The following is a 22373-nucleotide window of genomic DNA, read 5'->3' as shown; positions in this document are numbered from 1 at the left end:
CGCGAATACTTAGGGGCTGGAGTGGGCGACCTCGCCACGATCTTCAAGGCGTACGATGTGCGCGGCGTGGTTCCCGGCGAACTGGACGAGGAGATCGCCGAAGCCGTGGGGGCCGCTTTCGCCGAGGTCACCGGGGCGACGTCACTGGTGATCGCCCATGACATGCGGGACTCCTCCCGGCCGCTGGCCGCCGCCTTCGCGCGCGGCGCGACCGCCAGGGGCGCGGATGTGATCAACGCCGGGCTCGGCTCCACCGATCTGCTCTACTACGCCAGCGGCAGCCTGGACCTGCCCGGCGTGATGTTCACCGCCAGCCACAACCCGGCCCGCTACAACGGCATGAAGATGTGCCGCGCGGGCGCGGTGCCGATCGGCGGCGACACCGGCCTCATCGAGATCAGGGATCGAGCCGCCGAGCTGCTGGGCCGCCCGCTCGGCCACTCGACCGGCAGCGTCACGGAGAAGAACCTGCTGGCCGGTTACACCGGCCATCTCAGATCCCTGGTGGACCTGTCCGGCATCCGGCCGCTTCGGGTGGTGGCGGACGCGGGCAACGGCATGGGCGGGCTGACCGTCCCCGAGGTGTTCGCCGGGCTGCCGATCGCGCTCAGCCCGCTCTACTTCGAGCTCGACGGCGACTTCCCCAACCACGAGGCCAACCCGCTGCAGCCGGAGAACCTGCGCGACCTGCAGCAGGCCGTGCTCGACCAGGGCGCCGACCTCGGGCTCGCCTTCGACGGCGACGCCGACCGCTGCTGGGTGATCGACGAGCGCGGCGAATCGGTCTCGCCGTCCACGATCACCGCCCTGGTCGCCGCCCGCGAGCTGGCCAAACACCCGGGTTCGACGATCATCCACAACCTGATCACCTCGACCGGGGTGCCGGAGATCGTGCGCGAGCACGGCGGGGTGCCGGTCCGCACCCGGGTCGGGCACTCCTTCATCAAGGCCGAGATGGCCAGGACCGGCGCGGTCTTCGGCGGCGAGCACTCGGCGCACTACTACTTCCGGGACTTCTGGTTCGCCGACTCGGGCCTGCTGGCCGCGCTGCACGTGCTGGCCGCGCTCGGCGAGCAGGACCGCCCGCTGTCGGAGGTGCTCGCCGGTTATGCCCGGTACGCGTCCTCCGGCGAGATCAACAGCACGGTGGCGGACCAGGCCGCCGCGATCGCCCAGGTGCGGGCGGCGTTCCAGGCCCGCGACGGTGTTACGTTCGATGAGCTGGACGGTCTCACCGTGACCGGCCCCGACTGGTGGTTCAACTTGCGCGCGTCCAACACCGAGCCGCTGCTCCGGCTGAACGCCGAAGGCGCGGACGCGGCCTCGATGGCTGCGGTGCGCGACGAGGTTCTGAGAGAGGTACAAGGGATTTGAAGATCGACGACTGGCTGCTGGACATTCTGGCCTGCCCCTCGTGCAAGTCCCCGCTCCGGGCGTCCGCCGACAGCGACGAGCTGGCGTGCACCTCCGAATCCTGCGGGCTGGTCTATCCGGTGCGTGACGACATTCCGGTGCTCCTCGTGGACGAGGCCCGCAAGGCATGAACTGGCAGCCTGAGCAGCTCGACGACCAGGCGTACCTGGCCGGAGGGGATAGCGCGGGCATGCTGGTCTCGGTCGCCTCCTCGGCCGCCCAGATCCGCACGGCGCATCGGGCCGCCGTCGAGGCATCCGTGGACACGATCGCGTCCGAGGGGCGGCCACGGGCGATCGTGGTGGCCGGGATGGGCGTCGCCGGGCTCGCCGGAGAGGTGCTGGACGCGGTCTGCGGGTATGGCTCGTCGGTGCCGATCACGACCGTCCGGGATTACCGGCTGCCCGGGTGGGTGGGCGCGGCCGACCTGGTGATGGCGGCCGGTGACGACGAGGAGACCCTGACGGTCGCCGCCGAGGCCGCGCGGCGCGGCTGCCGCCTGCTGGCCGTCGGGGGTAAGGCCTCGTCCCTGCAGGCATTGGCCACCCGCAGGAACGCGCCTTTCGTGTCGGCATCCTCCGGGCAGGGCCTGTGGGGTTATGCCGTCCCGCTGCTCACCGCCGCGGCCTCGCTCGGCCTGGTGGACGCGGGTGTCGATCTGTTCGAGTCGGTGGCCAAACGGCTGGAGGATGTGGCCCACCGGTGCCGCCCCTCCAGCGAGTCGTTCATCAACCCGGGCAAGACGCTCGCCGACGAGATCGCCGAGACGATCCCGATGATCTGGGGCTCGTCCCGGTTGATGGGCGTCGCCGCGCACCGGCTGGCCACCCGGCTCAACGAGACCGCGCGCTATCCCGCCCTCTGGGGCGAACTCCCCGAGGCCGGGCACAACCAGGTCGCCGCCTTCGACGGCCCGCTCGCCCAGCGCGACATCTTCGCCGACGAGCCGACCCGCTCGCTGCGCCTGCTCGTCCTCCGCGACGCGGACGAGCATCCGCAGGCTGCCAAGGCCCGGCAACTGGCCGTACGGCTCGCGCAGGACCGCGGCGTGCACGTCTCCGAAATCGCCGCGGAACCCGGCCATCCACTGGAACGCCTGGCCACGGTGATCGGCCTGGGCGACTACGCCGCCGTCTATCTGTCGCTCGGTTACGGCATCGATCCGGCCCCTGTCTCGGCAATCACCGAACTGAGGGCAAGAATTGGCCAATAGGATCTCCTTGGTCGAGTTCTTGAGGAGTGTTGAGTGAGCGCGGGTGGCGGAACCAAGGCGATCATCGCGGCGTTGGCCGCCAATGCGGCCATCGCGGTGGCCAAGTTCGTGGCGTTCCTGTTCACGGGTTCGTCGTCCATGCTCGCGGAATCGGTGCACTCGGTCGCCGACTCGGGCAACCAGGCGCTGCTCCTGGTCGGCGGGAGGCGCGCGGCCCGGGATCGCACCCCGGCGCACCCCTTCGGCTACGGCCGGGAGCGCTACTTCTACGCCTTCGTGGTCGCGGTCGTGCTGTTCACCATCGGCGCGGTCTTCTCGCTGTACGAGGGCTATCACAAGATCTCGCACCCGGAGGAGATCACCTCGCCGCAGTGGGCGTTCGGGGTGCTGATCTTCGCGATCATCGCGGAGACGTTCTCGTTCCGCACCGCCATCGTGGAGTCCAACCACGTGCGCGGCACGCAGTCGTGGGTGTCGTTCATCCGCAGGTCCAAGTCGCCCGAGCTGCCGGTGGTGCTGCTGGAGGACCTGGGCGCGCTGCTCGGCCTGATCTTCGCGCTGTTCGGCGTGGCGATGGCGGTCATCACCGGCGACGGGATCTGGGACGGCATCGGCACCCTCATGATCGGCGTGCTGCTGGCCGTCATCGCGGTGATCCTGGCCCTGGAGACCAAGTCGCTGCTGATCGGCGAGGGCGCGGGCCCCGAGATGGAGGCGCAGATCCGCACCGCGCTGGAGAGCGCGCCCGAGGTGACCAGGATCATCCACATGCGGACGCTGCACCTCGGCCCCGAAGAGCTGCTGGTGGCCGCCAAGATCGCCGTGGACCACGACGACACGGCGGCCGAGGTGGCGCGCGGCATCGACGAGGCCGAGCAGCGCATCCGCGCCCAGGTCCCGATCGCCCGGGTGATCTACCTGGAGCCCGACCTCGACCGTTCGAACGGTGCCGCGAAGCTACCGGCCGCGGAGTAGCCGCAGGGCCTTCTCCTTCTCGAAGTCCAGGGCTCGGCGCGGCGCCTGGATCCGCCCGATCCGCAGGCCCAGGTCCCGCACGGCCTGGGCCACCGCCGGCTCCGACAGCGCCCGGAGCGCGAAGGCCAGCTCCGCGGGGGACACGTCGAAGCGCCGTTCCAGCTCGACCGCCTGGGTGACGGCCGCCAGCTCCTCCTCGCCGAACCGCCGGTGCGACCCCTTCTCGCGGACCGGCGGCAGCAGCCCGAGCGCTTCTCGGTAGCGGAGCATGCGCGGGGACATCCCCAGCCGCGCCGCCGCTTCGGTTATCCGCATCCGCCTATTCTTACATTCTTGTGTGAGGTTCGGCCCCTCGAGTAGGCACGAAGGCCGATCGGGCCCTTAAACTCGCAGATGTCGTTACGAGAGGGGACACCCCAGATGGACTTCAAGGTCGCCGACCTTTCGCTTGCCGGCTTCGGCCGCAAGGAGATCCGACTCGCTGAGCACGAGATGCCGGGCCTGATGGCGACCCGCAGCGAGTTCGCCGCCAGCCAGCCCCTGCGCGGCGCGAAGATCATGGGCTCGCTGCACATGACCATCCAGACCGCCGTCCTGATCGAGACGCTGGTCGCGCTCGGCGCCGACGTGCGCTGGGTCTCGTGCAACATCTTCTCCACCCAGGACCACGCCGCCGCCGCGGTCGTGGTCGGCCCCGAGGGCACCCCCGAAGAGCCCAAGGGCGTGCCCGTCTTCGCCTGGAAGGGCGAGACGCTGGAAGAGTACTGGTGGTGCACCGAGCAGGCGCTCGCCTGGCCGGACGGCACCGGGCCCAACATGATCCTGGACGACGGCGGGGACGCCACCCTGCTCGTGCACAAGGGCGCCGAGTTCGAGAAGGCCGGCGCCGTGCCGACCGCGAGCGAGGACGACCCCGAGGAGTGGGGCATCATCCTCGACCTGCTCCGCCGCACGGTGAACGACTCCAAGCGCTGGACGGCCATCGCCGCCGAGATCAAGGGCGTCACCGAGGAGACCACCACCGGCGTGCACCGGCTGTACGAGATGTTCAACAACGGCCAGCTGCTCTTCCCGGCCATCAACGTCAACGACTCGGTGACCAAGTCCAAGTTCGACAACAAGTACGGCACCCGCCACTCGGTGCTGGACGGCCTCAACCGGGCCACGGACGTGCTCGTCGGCGGCAAGGTGGCCGTGATCTGCGGCTACGGCGACGTCGGCAAGGGCTGCGCGGAGGCACTGCGCGGCCAGGGCGCCCGGGTCATCGTCACCGAGATCGACCCCATCTGCGCCCTCCAGGCCGCGATGGACGGCTACCAGGTCACCACCCTGGAGGACGTGGTCGGCAGCGCCGACATCTTCGTCACCACGACCGGCAACTTCGGCATCATCACCGCGGACCACATGTCGCAGATGAAGCACAACGCGATCGTCTCCAACATCGGCCACTTCGACAACGAGATCGACATGGCCGGTCTGGCCCGCATCCCGGGCATCGTGAAGGAGGAGGTCAAGCCCCAGGTGCACACCTGGACCTTCCCCGACGGCCACCAGATCATCGTGCTCGCCGAGGGCCGCCTGATGAACCTGGGCTGCGCGACCGGCCACCCGTCGTTCGTGATGTCCAACTCCTTCACCAACCAGGTGATCGCCCAGATCGAGCTGTTCACCAAGACCGAGCAGTACCCGATCGGGGTCTACGTGCTGCCCAAGCACCTGGACGAGAAGGTCGCCCGGCTGCACCTGGACGCGCTCGGGGTGAAGCTGACCACGCTCACCAAGAAGCAGGCCGAGTACATCGGGGTGGATGTCGAGGGTCCGTACAAGCCGGATCACTACCGGTACTAGGACGTTGAGGGGCCCCTTCACGGGGGCCCCTCGAACGGGGGAGTTGTGGACGGATCGCTGGCCGAGGCCGGGGAACGGCGGATCGGCTGGGCCTCGCGGTCGATGCCGGTGCTGACGGCGGTCGGGGCGCGGTTCGCCGGGGAGCGTCCTTTCGATGGCGTACGGATCGCGGCCTGCCTGCACGTGACGGCGGAGACCGCGGTGCTGATGGGCGCGCTGCGGGCGGGGGGCGCGGAGATCGCGCTCGCCGCCTCCAATCCGCTGTCCACGCAGGATGACGTGGCGGTGGCGCTCGGCGACTACGGGATCGCCGTGCACGCCCGTGCCGGGGTGGATCGGGACACCTACTACCGGCACATCCATCGTGCGCTCGACATCGCGCCGGATCTGGTGCTGGACGACGGCTGCGATCTGGTCAACATCCTGCACACCGAGCGGACCGAGATTCCGGTTCTCGGCGGCTGCGAGGAGACCACGACCGGGATCATCCGGCTCCGCCAGATGGCCGCGGAGAACGCGCTGAAGTTCCCGATGGTGGCGGTCAACGACACGCGTACCAAGCGCATGTTCGACAACCGGTATGGCACGGGGCAGTCGACGTTCGACGGCATCATGCGGGCGACAAATGCGCTTTTGGCGGGGCGTACGGTGGTGGTCGCCGGGTTCGGCTACTGCGGCCGCGGCGTCGCGGAGCGCGCCAAGGGTTTGGGCGCCCGCGTGATCGTGACCGAGATCGACCCGGTGAAGGCCCTGGACGCCTCCATGCAGGGCTACGAGGTGCGATCCATGGCCGAGGCCGCCTCGATCGGGGACGTCTTCATCACCGTCACCGGCAACCGGGACGTGATCCGCGCCGAGCACCTCGTCGAGATGAAGGACGGCACGATCCTTGCCAACGCCGGGCATTTCGACGTCGAGATCGACGTCCGAGCCCTGGCCGACCTCGCTTCGTCGGTGCACCCCGGTATTCGTCCAAACATGGATGAATACCTCCTGAATGGTCGCCGCCTCCTCCTGCTCGCCGAGGGCCGCCTGGTCAATCTGGCCGCCGCCGAGGGCCATCCCGCCGCGGTCATGGACATGTCCTTCTCCGCGCAGGCCCTCGCCGCCGCCTGGCTGGCGGGCGAGCACTCCCGCCTCGCACCCGGCGTGTACGACGTCCCCACCGAGATCGACACCCAGGTGGCCGGCCTGAAACTCGCCGCCGCCGGGATCACCATCGACACCCTCACCCCCGACCAGGAGTCCTACCTGCACTCCTGGCGGCTCGGCAGCTAGGGCTCGACGAGGCCGGAGCGGATGGCGTAGCGGGTCAGGTCAAGCCGGTCGCGCATGCCGAGCTTCTGCAGGATGTTCGCGCGGTGCCGGTCGACCGTCTTGACGCTGATGACGAGGGTCTGCGCGATCTCCTTGGCCGAATTGCCTTCGGCGATCAGCTTGACGATCTCCTCTTCCCGGGGGGTCAGGATGCTTTCCGGCAGGCGGTCGCCCTGCCGGGCGCGCTGCAGGTAGTCGCGGATCAGTGCGGTGATCGCACCGGGGTAGAGGAAGGGCTCGCCCCGGATCGCCGCCCGGCAGGCCTCCAGAAGATCGCGGTCGGCGACCGACTTGAGCACGTAGCCCGAGGCTCCCGCCTTGAGCGACTCGAAGAAATACTGCTCGTTGTCGTACATGGAAAGCATCAGGATGCGGATGCCGGGGGCGCGGCGCGAGATCTCGCGGGCCGCCTGGATGCCGGTCATGCGTGGCATGGCGATGTCCAGGATGGCCAGGTCGACCTGGTCGGGGGAGGCGGCTTCGACGGCTTCCGCGCCGTCGGCGGCCTCGGCGACCACCATCAGATCGGGTTCGGCGTCGATGATCAGCCGCAGCCCGTGGCGCACCAGGGCGTGGTCGTCGGCCAGCAGGATCCGTGTCTTGTTCACCGGCTTCGCTCCACCGTGTTGGGGATGACCAGGCGTACCTCGGTGCCACCGCCCGGTGGGGAGTCGATCGTCAGGCGGGCGTGGATGAGCAGGGCGCGTTCGCGCATGCCCCGGATTCCGGCGCCGTCCTGGCGTACGCAGCCGCGCCCGTTGTCGCGGATGCGCAGCGTCACCGCGCCGGGGTCCGCGGTGAGGGACAGCTCGACCCGGGTGGCGTGGGCGTGCCTGGCCACGTTGGTGAGGCTCTCCTGGGCGATCCGGTAGAGCACGAGTTCGGCGTCCGCTCCGAGGGCGGGCAGGTCGGCATCCACCTCGCGGGTCACCGAGATGCCGCTGACCTGCGAGAAGTCGCTGCTCAGGGAGCTCATCGCGCTGTGCAGCCCGAGATCTTCCAGGACGCCGGGGCGGAGGCGGCGGGCGACCTGCCGTACCTCGTCCAGGCTGGCGCGGACCGTTTCCTGGGCGGCGTGCAGCTCCGGGCGGAGGTCGTCGGGCGCGCGGTCGACCGCCCGCTTCAGGCCCAGCAGCACCACGGTCAGGCTCTGGCCGATCTCGTCGTGCAGCTCGCGGGCGATGCGCTGCCGCTCCCCCTCCTGCGCGGCCAGAGCGTGCGCGCTGCTCGCGCTGCGTTCGGCCTCCAGCCGGTCGAGCATCGCGTTGAAGGTGTGGATCAGGTGGGTGAGGTCGCTGTTGCCGCTGTCGGCCATCCGGTCCCCGGTGCGCAGCAGGTCCACCCGCTGCATCAGCGTGGCCAGCGCGTCCAGCGGGGCCAGGCTCGTACGCAGCAGCAGCGCGTTGGCGGCCAGGATCAGCGCCAGCCCGACCGTCAGGACCGGCACCTCGGTCAGCAGGATCGGCGAGGACACCGTGGCCGGGGACACAGCGAGCACGAGCGTTCCCGCCGCGAACACCAGCCCGTTGATCACGAACAGCCGCCAGAACAGCGCTTGGGCAGGGGTCCGGTCGCTCATATCACCAGCCTTTCGTCGCGGCAGCCCGCTGTCCATGCGGGTTGCCTCCCATCTGCGCAGGCCCTCTGCATGTCATACCCGGCACAGATGGGTGCTGGGACCGATGGTGGCCGGCCCCTGACTTCACGAAGACTGAAGTCGGATCGGGGCCCGATTCACCATCGCTTCAGGAACGGAGGCGTTTCGACGTGGATATGACCTGTACGACCGAGCCCGGCGACGACGCCGCGACCGCACTGGATGATGCCATGCAAGCACGTGACATCGCTGTGAGCCTCCCGACGGTGACCGCCGCCGACCCGGTCGTGAAGGCCATCCGGGTGATGGCGCTGGGCCGGTTGCCGGGACTGATCGTCGTGGACGACAAGGCCAGGCCCCGGGCCGTGCTGCCGGGGACCCAGGTGCTGCGCCTGGCGGTTCCCGTGCCGTACCAGGAGGATCCCGGGCTGGCCCGGACGATCGACGAGGAGCACGCCGACCAGTTCTGGCGGGAGCTGGCCGAGCTGACGGTGGGCGACTGCCTGCCGCGCCAGCCGCCGAGGCCGGTGACCGTGCCCGCGGGCGCGAACCTGCTCGAGGTGGCCGCCCTCATGGCCCGGCTGCACAGCCCGCTGGTGGCGGTCGTCGACCGGGACGGCGCGCTGGTCGGGGCGATCACCCTGGAGCGGCTGCTCACCAATCTGGCGCTGTCCGGCCTCGAAGACTGACCGAACCCGGTTCCGCCGTTCTCCACGGCCATTGAGTTCTCCTCGGCCATTGACGCGACCGTATGCCCTCGACCGGAGGAGATTTCCGTGTACCGCTCCCGCATGCCCCTTTCCCGCACGCCCAGGCCGCCCTGGCCCCAGCTCTCGGGCACCGGACGGGCCGGACCGCCGGGGCGTGACCGATGAGCGCCGTCATCGCTCTTGGGATCTTCTGCGTGGCGTTCTTCTTCATCGCCACCGAGAAGGCGGACAAGGTCAAGACGGCCCTCATCGCCGCGGGGGCGATGGCCGTGCTGGGGCTGATCCCCGGGAAGGACGTGTTCTTCTCCGAGCACGAGGGCATCGACTGGAACGTCATCTTCCTGCTGTTCGGCATGATGATCATCGTTGGGATCATCAAGCAGACGGGGGTGTTCGACTACCTCGCCATCTGGGCGGCCAAGAAGTCCAGGGGCAGGCCGTACCGGCTGATGGTCATGTTGATGGCCATCACGGCGATCGCTTCGCCGATTCTCGACAATGTCACCACGATCATGCTCGTCGCGCCGGTCACGGTGGTGGTCTGCAATCGGCTGCGCATCCCGGCGCAGCCGTACCTGATCGCCGAAGTGCTCGCCTCCAACATCGGTGGTGCCGCGACGCTCATCGGCGACCCGCCCAACATCATCATCGGCAGCCGTGCCGGGTTGACGTTCAACGACTTCCTCATCCACATGGCGCCCATCGTGGTCGTCGTGTTCGTGGTGTTCGTCCTGTTCACCCGGGTGCTGTTCCGCAAGTCGTTCCAGTACAACCCCGAGCATGTGGCGTCGGTGATGGCGCTGCAGGAACGCCGGGCCATCACGGACCCGCGCCTGCTGATCCGCTGCCTGATCGTGCTCGCCGGCGTCGTCGTCGGATTCGGCCTGCACGCCGTCCTGCACCTGGAACCCTCGATCGTCGCCCTGGTGGGTGCCGGCGTGATGCTGCTGGTGTCCCGCGTCGACACCTCGGATGTCCTGAGCGAGGTCGAATGGCCCACTCTGGTCTTCTTCATGGGCCTGTTCGTGATGGTCGCGGGCCTGGTGCACACCGGCGTCATCGCCACGATCGGCACCTGGGCCATCGACGCGCTCGGCGACAACTACTTCGTCGCGGCCACGAGCCTGCTGTTCGGCTCCAGCGTGCTGGGCGCCTTCTTCGACAACATCCCGTACGTCGCCACGATGGCGCCCATCGTCGAAGGAATGGTCGCGCAAACCCCCGACCCGCAGACCGGCCAGGCCCTGTGGTGGGCCTTCGCCCTAGGCGCCGACTTCGGCGGCAACGGCACCGCGGTCGCGGCCAGCGCCAACGTCGTCGCCCTCGGCATCGCTGCCCGAGCCGGCCACCGCATCAGCTTCTGGCAATTCACCAAGTACGGCATCTTGGTAACCATCCTGAGCACGCTGATGGCCTGGGTGTACGTCTGGCTGCGCTATTTCACCTAGTTTGTCGTAAACCTCCCGCGCTTTCCTGGGCGTCGAAAAGTTCGTCGCCGTGTTCGATCGTCCAGCGTGCGAGGGCCTGCATCGGGCCGTCGACCAGGCTCTGGCCCAGGCTGGTCAGGTCGTACTCGACGCGGGGTGGGGACTCGGCGTGGGCGTGGCGGGTGAGCAGGCCGTTGGCGAGGAGGCGGTGCAGGGCCTCGGTGAGGACCTTGTCGCTGATGCCGCCGATCGCGGCGCGTAGTTCGCGGCGGCGGCGTGGGCCTGGGCGGAGGGCTGCGAGGACGACGGGGTCCCAGGTGTGGGCGAAGAGGTCGGTGGCCGCGCGCAGGCGGCAGTCGGCGACCAGGTCGTAGCAGTGATCACTCATCTTGTTGGCCATTGTCGCGCGGTTGACATGCACCGATTGGTGCGTAACGCCTTCTCTACCGTAGCGGCCAGGCGAGTGCCGAGAGAGAGGGGAAGACCATGCGAATCGGGATCCTGGGAACGGGAACGCTGGCGGCGGGACTGGGTGCGGGCTGGGTGCGGGCGGGGCATGAGCTGGTGGTCGCCGGGCGGTCGCAGGCCAAGGCGCGGGAGCTCGCGGAGCGGCTGGGGGGAGGGGCGCGTGCTGTCACGGCCCGTGAGGCGGTCACCGGGCGCGATGCGGTGTTGCTCGCCGTGTTGTGGGAAGGCGTCGAGGACATGCTGGGAAGCGCGGGCGCGGGCGAGGGCCTGCTGGCGGGGACGGCGTTGATCGATCCCACGAACGCCGTCGAACATGGTGTCGGTGTGCTGGTCACCGGCCCCGGGGAGGCGATGGCGGAGCGGATCGCCAAGCTGTCTCCGGGAGCTCATGTCGTCAAAGCCTTCCATCTCTTTCCCGCGGAGATGTGGACCAGATCGCCAGGCGATGGTGAGCCCGCGACGGTGGCGATATGCGGCGACGATCCGGCGGCGCTGGAGGTCGTCGGCGCGCTCGTGCGTGATGTCGGCGGGGTGCCGGCCGTGCTGGGGTCGCTGGATCGTGCCCGCCAACTGGAGGAGGTCGCGGGTTTCGTGATCGGGCTGGCGTTCGGCGGCTCCGACCCCAACGCAGCCATCCCGCGCGTCCCGTCGGTGGTGCCGTGATCCTCGCCGGCGCCTCCTCTGCGCCAAGCGAGGAGCGGCCGGCGGGGCTAGCCGAGTAGGCGTTGGAGGCGGGTGATTTCGGCGCTCTGTTCGGCGACGACGTCCTGGGCCCAGGTGAGGACGCGGTCGTGGGAGCCGTTGATCAACTGGGTTTCGGCCATGGTGATGGCGCCCTTGTGGTGGGCGATCATCAGGGTGACGAAGAGGGTGTCGAAGGGTTCGCCCTTGGCGTTGCGGAGGTCGGTGAGCTGGGCGGGGGTGGCCATGCCGGGCATCGTGGAGTGGTCGGCGTGGTGGTCGGGCTCGCGGAGGCCCTCTTCTTCGAGCCAGGTGGTCATGGTCTGGATTTCGGGGCCCTGGGCGTCGTAGATGCGGTCGGCCAGGGACTTCAGGCGGGGGGACTGGGCGCGGTCGGGGGCCAGCGCGGCCATCTCCAGGGCCTGGCGGTGGTGGACGATCATGTCCTGGACGTAGCGGACGTCGGTGGCGTTGATCGTGGGGGAGGGGAGGGGGGCGAAGGTCTGGCCGGGGGTGAGGGTGGCGGCGACCTCGCCCGGTTTGCCGGGGACGATGACCGGGGCGTCGGTGATGACGTTGGGCGGATCGGCGGGGGATGAGCAGGCGGATAGGAGTGCGGTGGCCGCCAGGCTGATCATGAGAGCTCTGGTGCGCACTCGTCCCCCTTCTCGGTGTTTCCCTGGAACCTATGGCCCGGGGGTTGTGACAGTAAAGGAGACAGATCGTCAGTTATTTGTGACATCCTGACGGCTTGCCTGACAGCTCCGGTAAAGAAACGATCAGGGTGTTTGCATCCTTTTTACCCGGAGGTTCCCTCAATGTCCCCCCTCCGCAGGGCGGGGCGTCTGCTCGCCGTGTTTGGTGCCGCTGGAGCGTTAGTGCTCTCGACGACGCCGGCTCAGGCCGCTGACATCCTTCCCCCAGGCGCTATCGACATGAGCGATAACGTCGAACACGTCGCCAACCTGCCGCGACCCGATCCCCTGCTCACCACGATCAACACCGACATCGCCTTCCAGGGCGACTATGCGTACGTCGGTAACTATGGCGGATTTACCATCTACGACATCAAGCACCCGAAGAAGCCGAAGCTGGTCAGTTCGGTGCTGTGTCCTGGGTCGCAGATGGACGTCTCCGTCTACGGGAACCTGCTGTTCGGTTCTGTCGACTCCTCCCGCAGCGACGACTCCTGCACCAGCGTGGCCCAGTCGGCCGCGAACAAGGCGTCGTGGGAGGGCATCCGGGTCTTCGACATCAGCGACAAGCGCAACCCGCGCTACGTCAAGTCGATCGAGACCAACTGCGGTTCGCACACCCACACGCTCGTTCCTGGCAAGGACCGCAGGAGCGTCTACCTGTACATCTCCTCCTACAGCCCGTCGGCGTCGTTCCCGGACTGCCAGCCGCCGCATGACCTGATCTCGATCATCAAGGTCCCGCTGCGCGACCCGCAGAACGCGACCGTCGTCGCCACGCCCAACCTGTTCCCCGACGGCGGCAACCCCGGCGACGGCCAGCCGTACCCGAACGGGACCTCGGCGACGAGCGGGTGCCACGACATCACCGCGTTCCCGGACAAGGATCTCGCGGCCGGCGCGTGCATGGGTGAGGGCATCCTGCTGGACATCAAGAATCCCGAAGCCCCGCGGGTCCTGGACACCGTACGCGATGACGAGAACTTCGCGTTCTGGCACTCCGCGACCTTCAACAACCGCGGCGACAAGGTCATCTTCACCGACGAGCTGGGCGGCGGCGGCGCCGCGACCTGCAATGAGGCCATCGGGCCGAACCGCGGGGCGGACGCCATCTTCGACATCTCCCGGCGCAAGGAGATGACCTTCAAGAGCTACTACAAGATCTCCCGCCACCAGGCGGACACGGAGAACTGTGTGGCGCACAACGGCTCGCTGATCCCGGTGGACGGCCGCGACATCATGGTCCAGGCCTGGTACCAGGGTGGGGTCTCGATCTGGGACTTCAGCGACTCGAGCAACCCGCACGAGATCGGCTACTTCGAGCGCGGTCCGGGAGCCACCCTGTTCGACGGCTACTGGTCGGCGTACTACTACAACGGGTACATCTACGGATCCGAGTTCAGCCGTGGATTCGACGTTCTGAAGATCAACGACCGTCGCACGAAGGGTGCGAAGGACGTGAAGTTCGACATCTTCAACGTTCAGACCCAGGACACCTACAAGGAGCGCGGCGGCCACGGCCACGGGCACTGGTAGATCAGCCATGGGGACGGCCCTCGCCCGGAAAGGCGGGGGCCGTTCCGCGCGCGGGATCCGCGGGTACGACACGAGTCAAGGACTCGCGCCTCGCTCATTTTCGGCCAGTCACCTGGGCGCGGCGTGAAACGGGCGGGTACGGCCGGCGTGTCTCTCCCTCTCGCGCCAGCTGTACCCGCCCAACCCCACTGCAGGCGTGCCCCGTTGCCTGCGATCGTCACAGCTACCCAGCGATATGGGGCTAAACATCCCGTTCTCAGACGGGCGGTGCGAATCCCCCCGGGGTCGGCCCGGGCGTGACCTCCTCTGGTGGCCGCAGCGGAACCGGCGGTCCCGATGGGGGCGGGGGCATTCCGGGGGGCGGGGGCTGATAGCCCGGATAACCGGGATGGCCCTGGTGAGCCGGATAAGTCGGGTAAGCGGCCTGGGAAGGCTCGGTGAACGGCGTCGGATATGGCGTCTGGTACATCGGGGGAGGCATCGGGGTGACCGCCTGTCTGGCCTGCTCGAGCCGTACGGACTCGCGGCGGCGGCGCTCGGCCAGGACGGCGGCCAGGTACGCGTGCGGCGGCACGCCCGGCGGAGGCGGCGGGGAGACCACGGCCGCGACCTGGGCCGCGATGCGCATCCCCATGTCGTACTGCGCGAACGCGGTGAGCTGGTGCCACCGCGCCAGATACTGCCGCGCCATCGCCGCCGCCTCCTCGGTCAGCTGCGACAGCTCCAGCGTGGCCGCCCACCCGGCCAGCGGCGGCGGCATCTCCGGCGCGGGCCCGTCCCGCCGCGGCCCGCGCTCGGCGATCACGATGGTCCCGGCGAAGAGGTCGCCGAGCCGCTTCCCCCGGGGATTCAGCAGCGAGCAGATCACCGCGGGCGCGGCGCCGAACGCGAAGATCTCCACCGTGCCGGACAGCGCGCGGAACATCGCCTGCCGGAACCGCTGCGGCCCGCCGTCGTCGGACACCACCCGCAGGCCCAAGGCCATCTTCCCCGGCGTGCGCCCCAGCGTCAGCGACTCGAAGATCAGCGGGTAGCCGACCAGGAGCAGCACCAGGAACAGGATGACGACCGCGTTCATGATCGAGTCGTCGAACCCGGTGTCGCCCCAGAGGAAGCCGAGCAGGACGGCGGCCCCCACCAGCAGCACCGCCTGGATGGCCGCGTCGATGAGACGCGCCCCGGCCCGGATCGGCAGCTGGGCGATCTGAACGTCGACGACGACGGCGTCGCCGGTCACAACTTCGGACACATCCCGAACCCTACTAGGCTCCACATTGTGGACATCGACGCATTCGTAACCGCCCACCAGCCCACCTGGAACCGGCTGGAGCGGCTGGTGCAGCGGCGGCGCGAGCTGGACGGCGCGGAGATCGACGAGCTGGTCGATCTCTACCAGCGGGTCGCCACCCATCTGTCCATCGTGCGGTCGGGGTCCCGGGACCCGATGTTGATCGGACGGCTGTCGGCGCTGGTGGCCCGGGCCCGCGCGGTGGTGACCGGCGCGCACGCGCCCGCGTGGCGGGAGTTCGTGAAGTTCTGGACGGTGTCGTTCCCCGTCGTGACGTACCGGACGTGGCGGTGGTGGCTGGGGACGGCGGTGGTGTTCACCGCGGTCGCGGTGCTGTTCGCGGCCTGGGTGTCCGGCAATCCGGAGGTGCGCGCCGCGGTCGGCACCCCGGAGGAGATCAAGCAGCTGGTCGAGCACGACTTCGCGAACTACTACAGCGAGAACCCGGCCGGTTCGTTCGCCACCCACGTCTGGCTGAACAACGCCTGGGTGGCCGCGCAGTGCATCATCTCGGCCGCCGTCATGGGCCTGCCCATCCCGCAGATCCTGTACACCAACGCCGCCAACGTGGGCGTGACCGGCGGCCTGATGATCGACGCGGGGCGCGGCGACGTCTTCTTCGGCCTGATCACCCCCCACGGCCTGCTGGAACTCACCGCCGTCCTGCTGGCGGCGGCGGCCGGTATGCGGGTCGGCTGGACGGTGGTCTCACCGGGGCCCCGCCCGCGGAGCCAGGCCCTGGCCGAGCAGGGCCGCGCGGTGATGACCCTGGTCATCGGCCTGTTCGCGGTGCTGCTCGTGGCCGGTCTGATCGAGGCGCTGGTGACCCCGTCCCCGCTGCCCACCTGGGCCAGGATCGGCATCGGCGTGCTCGCCGAGGCCGCGTTCCTGAGCTACGTGATCGTCTACGGCCGCCGCGCCGCCCGCGCGGGCGAGACCGGCGACATCGACAACGCCCCCGACTTCGCCCCCGCGAGCTGATCTACAACCGCCCGGCCGCCTTCAACGCCAGGTACGCGTCGGCGAGCGCGGGCGCCGCGTCCTCGGGCAGCGCGTCCACCACCTCCACGCCGTGCCGGCGCAGCCGCGCGGTGATCCGCCGCCGCTCGCCGCGCAGCTTCTCCGCCGCCGCGGCGTCGTAGACCTGCTCCGCGCCGTCCCGCCCGGCGGCCAGTTCGGCCACCCGGGGATCGGCCACCGCCGCGACCAGCACCTGATGCCGCGCCGACAGCTGGGGCAGCACCGGCAGCAGCCCCTCCTCCAGCGCGGCCGCGTTCAGGTCGGTGAGTAGCACCACCAGGCAGCGCCGCCGGGCCCGGGTGAGCACCGCCGCGACCATGCCGGGCGCGTCCGCCTCGACCAGCTCCGCCTCCAGCGGCGCCATCGCGTTCACCACCGCGGACAGCGTCTCGGTCCGGGACGCGCCGGACACCCAGGCCCGTACCGCCCGGTCGTGGGCCAGGAAGTCCACCCGGTCCCCGGCCTTGGCGGCCAGCGCGGCCAGCAGCAGCGCCGCGTCCATGGACCAGTCCAGCCGGGGCCACCCGGTCGGGTCACCCGAGGTCGGATCGACGCCGACCCGGCCCGCCGAGGTGCGCCCGGTGTCCAGCACGATCAGCACCCGCCGGTCCCGCTCGGGCCGCCAGGTGCGCACCACCACGTCGTGGCGGCGCGCGGTGGCCCGCCAGTCGATCGAGCGCACGTCGTCGCCGGCCACGTACTCCCTGAGCGAGTCGAACTCGGTGCCCTGGCCGCGGACCAGCGCCGGGTGCCGCCCGTCCAGCTCGCGCAGCTTGGCCAGCCGGGATGGCAGGTGGCGGCGGCTCAGGAACGGCGGCAGCACCCGGACCGACCACGGCACCCGGTGCGAGCCCTGCCGGGCGGCGATGCCGAGCGGGCCGACCGCCCGCACGGTGACCGCCACCGCCTGGTGGTCGCCGCGCCGCAGCGGGCTCAGCCGGAACACGATCCTGCGCCGCTCGCCTGGCGGCACGTCCACCGGCTGCTCCCGGGGCATGGCCCGCACGCTCGGCGCCCAGGCGTCCCGCAGCCGCCCGCGCACCCGCCGGGCACCCGGGTTCTCCACCAGCAGGGTGACCTCGGCCGAGTCGCCGAGCCGGAGCGCGCTGTCGCCCTGCCGCTGGAAGCGCAGCGCGTGCACGCTCCCGGCCAGCGCCAGGTCGACGCCGATCAGCACGGCCAGCAGCCCGAGCAGCACCGCGAAGACCAGCCCCGGCCGGGGCGAGAGCACCACCAGGAGCGCGCCCGCCAGCGCGATCAGCCCAGCCCTGCCGGTCAGTGCCACGCCGGGCTCACCTGGGCACGGGGACGGCGGCGAGCACGCCGTCCAGCAGGCCGTCCGGCGTGGCGCCCTCCAGTTCCGCCTCCGGCCGCAGCTGGATCCGGTGCCGCAGGGCGGGCCTGGCCAGCGCCTTCACGTCGTCCGGCGTCACGTAGGTCCGGCCCGACAGCCACCCCCAGGCCCGCGCGGCGGCCAGCAGCGCGGTCGCGCCACGCGGCGAGACGCCCAGCTGGAGCGACGGGGACTGCCGGGTGGCCCTGGCAATGTCCACGATGTAGCCGAGCACCTCGGGGGAGACGTGCACCTGGCTGACCGCCATCCGCCCGGCCTCCAGGTCCGCGGCCGAGGCCACCGGCTTGATCTCCGTCAGGTCGCGCGGATCGAAGCCGCGAGCGTGCCGGTCCAGGACCGCGATCTCCTGATCCCGGGGCGGCACCGGCACGGTCAGCTTGAGCAGGAACCGGTCCAGTTGGGCCTCGGGCAGCTGGTAGGTGCCCTCGTATTCGATCGGGTTCTGGGTCGCGGCCACGATGAACGGGTCGGGCAGCGGGCGGGCCGAGCCGTCCACGCTCACCTGGCGCTCCTCCATCGCCTCCAGCAGCGCCGCCTGCGTTTTCGGCGGGGTCCTGTTGATCTCGTCGGCCAGCAGCAGGTGGGTGAAGACCGGGCCGTCGTGGAACTCGAACGCGGCCGTCTTGGCGTCGTAGACCAGCGATCCGGTGATGTCGCCCGGCATCAGGTCGGGGGTGAACTGCACCCGCTTGAAGTCGAGGGAGAGGGCCGCGGCCAGCGTACGCACCAGCAGGGTCTTGGCCACGCCGGGCACGCCCTCCAGGAGCACGTGGCCCCGGCAGAGCAGCGCGATCACCAGGCCGGTGACGACGGCGTCCTGGCCGACCACCGCCTTGGCGACCTCCGCGCGGAGCGCGGCCAGCGCCTCCCGGGAGGCGTCAGGTGTCGTCACGAGTCTCTTACCTGCCTTTCAATAACGTCGAGTTGCCGGGCCAGCGCGACCAGTTGCGCGTCGTCGGCGGGCGCCGGGCCGTAGAGGACCGACCGGATCTGTCCGGCATCCTGCCCGATCCGTACGGCTATCGCCGAAACGATCGCGTCCGCCGCGCTGCCCGGCGCGAGTCCCAGCCGGGGCACGATCCGGTCCAGGGTGGCGGCGCGGAGCGCGTGCCCGGCCCGGTCACGGGCCCGGCGAGCCCGGTAGAGGCGGCCCCGGCCCTCCACGGTCTCGGCGGCGCGCACGATGACCGGCAGCTTCTCGGTCACCACCGGACCGAGCCTGCGGCCCTGCGCGATCGCGATCAGCCCGACCGCCACGATCAGGCTCCAGACCAGCCAGGTGAGCTGCTCGGGGAGCAACTCCTCCAGGGTCGCGGGCGGCTCGTTGCCCAGCGGGATCCGGGGGGCGAACCAGGTGACCTGCGAGCGGGTGCCGACCAGGTTCACGGCCAGGGCCGCGTTGCCGTCCTCGATCAGCCTGCCGTTGGTGAGGAACTGGCCGGAGCCGACGATTGTGGTGGTCCTGCCGTTCGGCCGGAACCGGATCAGGGTGCCGTCGTAGCAGCGGGCGTCCGGGCCGGTCACCTGGTAGTAGGAGCCGCCCATGCGGGCGTTTCCGGCCTGGACGGCCTCGCGCATTCCGCATCCGGGTTCCCGGCTGCGCACTTCTTCGTACGATCCTTCGGTGACGCCGGGGGCCAGTTCGTCGAGGACCGTGTCGAACGGCTCGATCAGCAGCCGGTCGCCGGGCAGCTCGTCGATCCGGTCCAGCAGGTCGTCGTCCATCAGGTATTCGGGGCGGGCCAGCACCACCAGCGAGTCCGGCGTCGCGACGCTTCTGGCCTCCTCCAGGGTGCGCACCTGCACGACCCGTACGCCCTGATCGGCCAGGATCTCGGCGAGCGCGCGCGCTCCGCCGGACCCGGTGGCCTCCGCGTCCAGGTAACCGCCGGGGCGTGGCGTGGACACGCCGACCATCAGCACGGCGAAGGCCGAGATGAGCAGCAGCGTGCCGAGCACGCCGCGCCAGGTCCGCCACCGATCCCGGATCCGCGGCGAGGTGGGCACGCTCATCCGGCCACCAGCATCGGCCGGGCCCGCTGCAGCCGCTCGTCCAGCGCGGTCAGCAGGGCGTATCCGGCGGGCGTGCCGGGCGCCTCGCCGTAGGTGACGTCGTCGAAGTGACGCGCGGCCGCGGCCAGGTCGGCCCGGAACTCGGGCAGCGCGGCCCCGGCCTCGGCGGCGAACTCGTCGGCGGTGCGCCCGGGCTGCGGTTCCACGATCGTGCGTTCCTCCAGGTCGCGGGCGATGGCCCGGAGCCGCTCCCGGACGGCGGCGGCCCACTCCTGCCGCTGCGCGTGCTGCTCGGCGGCGGCCCGGTGCTCGGCGGCCGACCTGATGTGCTCGTCGTAGAGCACGGCCGCGCCGGACGCCGCCCTGGTCGCCCGGGTCGCGGTGCGCAGCAGCAGGACGGCCAGGCCGATCACGATCAGGCCGAGCACGACCAGCGCGAGCCAGCCGCCCGGCACCTGCCCGGCCGCCTGGAGCAGGTTGTCGATCCACTCCGCGACCCAGCCCAGCAGCCGGTCCGTCCAGGACTCCTTCGGGTAGGCCGGGTCGGCCAGCTCGCGGATCGCCGCCTCCCTGGCGGCCTCCCTGCCGAGGTCGACCGGGACGTCCCAGCCGGTCACGGCTGCCAGGGGCCCGGCGGACGGTAGCCGGAGCCGTACGTCGGATGCCAGAGGTCCTGCGGCCCGGTGGGCATGGCGCCGCGCTGCCGTTCCAGCGCCTCGGTCTGCAGGACCAGGTCGAACGCCTCCGCCCGCATCCGGCGGTCGGCGTAGAGCAGGGTGTTGACGGCGGCCGAGAACGGGCTGGCGAGCACGCCGCCGATGATGGCCCCGACGGTGGCCAGCGCCATCGACAGGTAGAAGCCGGAGGTCACCTCCTGGAGGCTCTCCGCGTCCTCCCCGATGAAGGTTCCGACGATCTGGAACGGGGCGCCGATCGCGCCCTGGACAAGGCCGGCGACGATCGCGGTCAGCAGCAGGATGCCGAACACCCGCCAGAAGTCGCCCCGCACCAGCCGGAACGACCGGCCGATGGCGGCGAACACGCCGATCCGCTCCAGCACGATGGCCGCGCCGGCCAGGCTCATCTTGGTGTAGAGGAACACCGCGCCGATGACGCCGCCGACGAGGAGCAGAAAGAACAGCAGCATCGCCGCCGCGCCCAGGAAGGACACCGCTACGACGATCAGCAGGAACGGGACCACGATGATGCCGAACACCATGAGAGTCTGCAGCAGGCCGAGCCCCAGCAGCGGCAGCACCCGCCCCGCCGTCTGCCGCCAGGCCTGGCCGATGGAGATCGACTCGCCGAACACCGACCGCCCGACCACGCTGGTCAGGATTCCGGTCAGCACCACCATGGAGATCACGGACACGATGAGGCTGAGCATCGCCCCGCTGAACAGCCCGGCCAGCGATCCCATGATCGCGTCCGGGTCGTCCGCCACCGTGCGCTGGTCGAGGGTGAGCAGGTCGAGCGTGGCCTGAGCGGTGGCCGCCTGGATCGCGAACGCCACCAGCTGGGTCACGGTCACCACGACCGCGGCGAGCCCGAGCGTCGCCTTCGGGTTGGCGCGAATGGCCGCCACCGCGCCGTTGAACATGTCGCCTATGGTCAGCGGGCGCAGCGGGATGATCCCCGGCTTCGGCGGGGGCGGCGCACCATAGGGGTTGTACGGCATCTGCGGATACGGACCGTACCCCGGCGGCGGAGGCGGTGGCGGGGGCTGCTGACCGGGGGCCGCCCAGGAACCCGGGCCGGGCGCGCCGTACGCGGGGGGCTGCTGAGCTGCCCACCCGGGCGGCGGGTTCTCGTGGGGACCGTCTGTCATGTCCCAATCCTGGCATGATGTACGGCTACCCGGAGTCCTCCGTATGGGGAAACCATGAAGCTGGGATGGCAGAAACGCGCTGACGAAGCGCAGACTTGGAACGTGACCGCACTATGGAGTTCCCGCGACGCTGGCCTTATACAGGTCAGAATCGGGTCAGATCATCGCGCGTTCCACCACAAGCCCCTAAACTCCATCCTTTGTCATGGTCGTGTATCACCCATGGGGTGGTCGCGGGTAACCTTCCCAGAAACCCGAAATCCCCCCAATACCTCCCAACCTGCGCTAAGAACGAATGAGGGGCCATGAAAGGACGCGTGCTGGTCGTCGACGACGACGCCGCTCTCGCCGAGATGCTCGGCATCGTGTTGCGCGGAGAAGGGTTTGAGCCGTCGTTCGTGTCCGACGGCGACAAGGCGCTCGACGCCTTCCGCGACACCCGCCCGGATCTGGTCCTGCTCGACCTGATGCTGCCCGGCGCCGACGGCATCGACGTCTGCCGCCGGATCAGGGCCGAGTCGGGCGTGCCCATCGTCATGCTCACCGCCAAGAGCGACACCATCGACGTGGTGCTCGGCCTGGAATCCGGCGCCGACGACTACATCGTCAAGCCGTTCAAGCCGAAGGAGCTGGTGGCGCGGGTGCGGGCGCGGCTGCGCCGTACCGACGAGCCGACGCCGGAGATCCTGCAGATCGGCGACATCACCATCGACGTCGCCGGGCACTCGGTGAAGCGGTTCGAGGAGACCATCAACCTGACTCCGCTGGAGTTCGACCTGCTGGTCGCGCTGGCGCGCAAGCCGCGGCAGGTGTTCACCCGGGAAGTCCTGCTCGAACAGGTCTGGGGTTACCGGCACGCGGCCGACACCCGGCTGGTCAACGTGCACGTGCAGCGGCTGCGGGCGAAGATCGAGAAGGATCCCGAGCATCCGGAGATCGTGGTGACGGTCCGGGGCGTGGGATACAAGGCCGGCCCCGCGTAGCCGAACC

At 70.1% G+C, this 22373-nt stretch carries 23 protein-coding genes; 12 read left to right on the top strand and 11 right to left on the bottom strand.

Annotation, left to right across the window (positions count from 1 at the left end):
• Positions 1-21 precede the first annotated feature (21 nt).
• Genes Aple_RS31240 through Aple_RS31225 form a run of 4 tightly spaced genes read left to right on the top strand, consistent with a single transcriptional unit; the run spans position 22 to position 3601 of the window.
• The gene (locus Aple_RS31240) at positions 22-1374 is read left to right on the top strand and encodes a phosphomannomutase/phosphoglucomutase (RefSeq protein ID WP_155348310.1); all 1353 of its coding nucleotides are present in this window, start codon (positions 22-24) and stop codon (positions 1372-1374) included.
• A complete protein-coding gene (locus Aple_RS31235) occupies positions 1371-1544 on the top strand; it encodes a Trm112 family protein (RefSeq protein ID WP_155348309.1) in 174 nt (57 codons plus the stop codon). The genes Aple_RS31240 and Aple_RS31235 overlap by 4 nt, the downstream gene beginning before the upstream one ends.
• Positions 1541-2626 (top strand): SIS domain-containing protein, encoded by a 1086-nt coding sequence (locus tag Aple_RS31230; protein WP_155348308.1) that lies wholly within the window; start codon positions 1541-1543, stop codon positions 2624-2626. Before Aple_RS31235 ends, Aple_RS31230 begins: the two co-directional genes overlap by 4 nt.
• A 33-nt stretch (positions 2627-2659) precedes the next feature.
• Positions 2660-3601, top strand: coding sequence for a cation diffusion facilitator family transporter (locus Aple_RS31225; protein WP_155348307.1), 942 nt, complete (start codon positions 2660-2662; stop codon positions 3599-3601).
• Here the strand turns inward: Aple_RS31225 and Aple_RS31220 are convergent.
• Positions 3584-3916 (bottom strand): MerR family transcriptional regulator, encoded by a 333-nt coding sequence (locus Aple_RS31220; RefSeq protein ID WP_155348306.1) that lies wholly within the window; start codon positions 3914-3916, stop codon positions 3584-3586. The genes Aple_RS31225 and Aple_RS31220 overlap by 18 nt on opposite strands.
• A gap of 105 nt (positions 3917-4021) precedes the next feature.
• Between Aple_RS31220 and ahcY the strand changes: the two genes are divergently transcribed.
• Together ahcY and Aple_RS31210 are read left to right on the top strand one after the other, a co-directional pair.
• The gene (gene ahcY / locus Aple_RS31215; protein WP_155348305.1) at positions 4022-5449 is read left to right on the top strand and encodes an adenosylhomocysteinase; all 1428 of its coding nucleotides are present in this window, start codon (positions 4022-4024) and stop codon (positions 5447-5449) included.
• Positions 5450-5494: 45 nt separating this feature from the next.
• Entirely contained in the window at positions 5495-6727 is a 1233-nt protein-coding gene (locus Aple_RS31210; RefSeq protein WP_155348304.1) for an adenosylhomocysteinase, read from the top strand.
• Here the strand turns inward: Aple_RS31210 and Aple_RS31205 are convergent.
• Together Aple_RS31205 and Aple_RS31200 are read right to left on the bottom strand one after the other, a co-directional pair.
• A complete protein-coding gene (locus tag Aple_RS31205) occupies positions 6724-7374 on the bottom strand; it encodes a response regulator (RefSeq protein ID WP_155348303.1) in 651 nt (216 codons plus the stop codon). The two genes, Aple_RS31210 and Aple_RS31205, sit on opposite strands and share 4 nt — an antisense overlap.
• Complete coding sequence (locus Aple_RS31200; RefSeq protein WP_170321745.1) at positions 7371-8345, bottom strand: HAMP domain-containing sensor histidine kinase; 975 nt, start codon at positions 8343-8345, stop codon at positions 7371-7373. Before Aple_RS31200 ends, Aple_RS31205 begins: the two co-directional genes overlap by 4 nt.
• A gap of 194 nt (positions 8346-8539) precedes the next feature.
• Between Aple_RS31200 and Aple_RS31195 the strand changes: the two genes are divergently transcribed.
• A complete protein-coding gene (locus Aple_RS31195) occupies positions 8540-9052 on the top strand; it encodes a CBS domain-containing protein (protein ID WP_246264902.1) in 513 nt (170 codons plus the stop codon).
• 182 nt (positions 9053-9234) lie between these two features.
• Complete coding sequence (locus Aple_RS31190; protein ID WP_155348301.1) at positions 9235-10521, top strand: ArsB/NhaD family transporter; 1287 nt, start codon at positions 9235-9237, stop codon at positions 10519-10521.
• Here the strand turns inward: Aple_RS31190 and Aple_RS31185 are convergent.
• Positions 10514-10888: a winged helix-turn-helix transcriptional regulator gene (locus Aple_RS31185; RefSeq protein ID WP_174889898.1), complete on the bottom strand. Its 375-nt coding sequence runs from the start codon at positions 10886-10888 to the stop codon at positions 10514-10516. The genes Aple_RS31190 and Aple_RS31185 overlap by 8 nt on opposite strands.
• 98 nt (positions 10889-10986) lie before the next feature.
• Here Aple_RS31185 and Aple_RS31180 point away from each other — a divergent pair, with 98 nt between their 5' ends.
• Entirely contained in the window at positions 10987-11631 is a 645-nt protein-coding gene (locus Aple_RS31180) for an NADPH-dependent F420 reductase (RefSeq protein ID WP_155348299.1), read from the top strand.
• A gap of 47 nt (positions 11632-11678) precedes the next feature.
• Here Aple_RS31180 and Aple_RS31175 read toward each other — a convergent pair whose 3' ends face one another.
• Complete coding sequence (locus Aple_RS31175) at positions 11679-12305, bottom strand: DUF305 domain-containing protein (protein ID WP_246264901.1); 627 nt, start codon at positions 12303-12305, stop codon at positions 11679-11681.
• 162 nt (positions 12306-12467) lie between these two features.
• Here Aple_RS31175 and Aple_RS31170 point away from each other — a divergent pair, with 162 nt between their 5' ends.
• The gene (locus Aple_RS31170; RefSeq protein ID WP_155348298.1) at positions 12468-13880 is read left to right on the top strand and encodes an LVIVD repeat-containing protein; all 1413 of its coding nucleotides are present in this window, start codon (positions 12468-12470) and stop codon (positions 13878-13880) included.
• 256 nt (positions 13881-14136) lie between these two features.
• Here the strand turns inward: Aple_RS31170 and Aple_RS31165 are convergent, their stop codons facing one another.
• Complete coding sequence (locus Aple_RS31165; RefSeq protein WP_218038576.1) at positions 14137-15129, bottom strand: RDD family protein; 993 nt, start codon at positions 15127-15129, stop codon at positions 14137-14139.
• Positions 15130-15156: 27 nt separating this feature from the next.
• On the opposite strand from Aple_RS31165, the gene Aple_RS31160 reads away from it, so the two are divergent.
• The gene (locus Aple_RS31160) at positions 15157-16149 is read left to right on the top strand and encodes a stage II sporulation protein M (protein WP_155348297.1); all 993 of its coding nucleotides are present in this window, start codon (positions 15157-15159) and stop codon (positions 16147-16149) included.
• A 1-nt stretch (position 16150) separates the two neighbouring features.
• Here Aple_RS31160 and Aple_RS31155 read toward each other — a convergent pair whose 3' ends face one another.
• The 5 genes from Aple_RS31155 to Aple_RS31135 are packed head-to-tail and all read right to left on the bottom strand — an operon-like array spanning position 16151 to position 21383.
• A complete protein-coding gene (locus Aple_RS31155; protein ID WP_155348296.1) occupies positions 16151-17473 on the bottom strand; it encodes a DUF58 domain-containing protein in 1323 nt (440 codons plus the stop codon).
• Positions 17474-17480: 7 nt separating this feature from the next.
• Entirely contained in the window at positions 17481-18434 is a 954-nt protein-coding gene (locus Aple_RS31150) for an AAA family ATPase (protein WP_155348295.1), read from the bottom strand.
• The gene (locus tag Aple_RS31145; protein WP_155348294.1) at positions 18431-19555 is read right to left on the bottom strand and encodes a DUF4350 domain-containing protein; all 1125 of its coding nucleotides are present in this window, start codon (positions 19553-19555) and stop codon (positions 18431-18433) included. Before Aple_RS31145 ends, Aple_RS31150 begins: the two co-directional genes overlap by 4 nt.
• Positions 19552-20172: a DUF4129 domain-containing protein gene (locus Aple_RS31140; RefSeq protein WP_155348293.1), complete on the bottom strand. Its 621-nt coding sequence runs from the start codon at positions 20170-20172 to the stop codon at positions 19552-19554. The genes Aple_RS31145 and Aple_RS31140 overlap by 4 nt, the downstream gene beginning before the upstream one ends.
• Positions 20169-21383, bottom strand: coding sequence for a DUF7847 domain-containing protein (locus Aple_RS31135; protein ID WP_155348292.1), 1215 nt, complete (start codon positions 21381-21383; stop codon positions 20169-20171). The genes Aple_RS31140 and Aple_RS31135 overlap by 4 nt, the downstream gene beginning before the upstream one ends.
• Before the next feature lie 305 nt (positions 21384-21688).
• Here Aple_RS31135 and mtrA point away from each other — a divergent pair, with 305 nt between their 5' ends.
• The gene (gene mtrA / locus Aple_RS31130) at positions 21689-22366 is read left to right on the top strand and encodes an MtrAB system response regulator MtrA (protein ID WP_061299380.1); all 678 of its coding nucleotides are present in this window, start codon (positions 21689-21691) and stop codon (positions 22364-22366) included.
• Positions 22367-22373: the final 7 nt, after the last annotated feature.

Source organism: Acrocarpospora pleiomorpha (assembly GCF_009687885.1).
Taxonomy (GTDB): domain Bacteria; phylum Actinomycetota; class Actinomycetes; order Streptosporangiales; family Streptosporangiaceae; genus Acrocarpospora; species Acrocarpospora pleiomorpha.
Note: the sequence above shows the minus strand (reverse complement) of the source record. Positions and strands in the feature narration are given on the sequence as shown.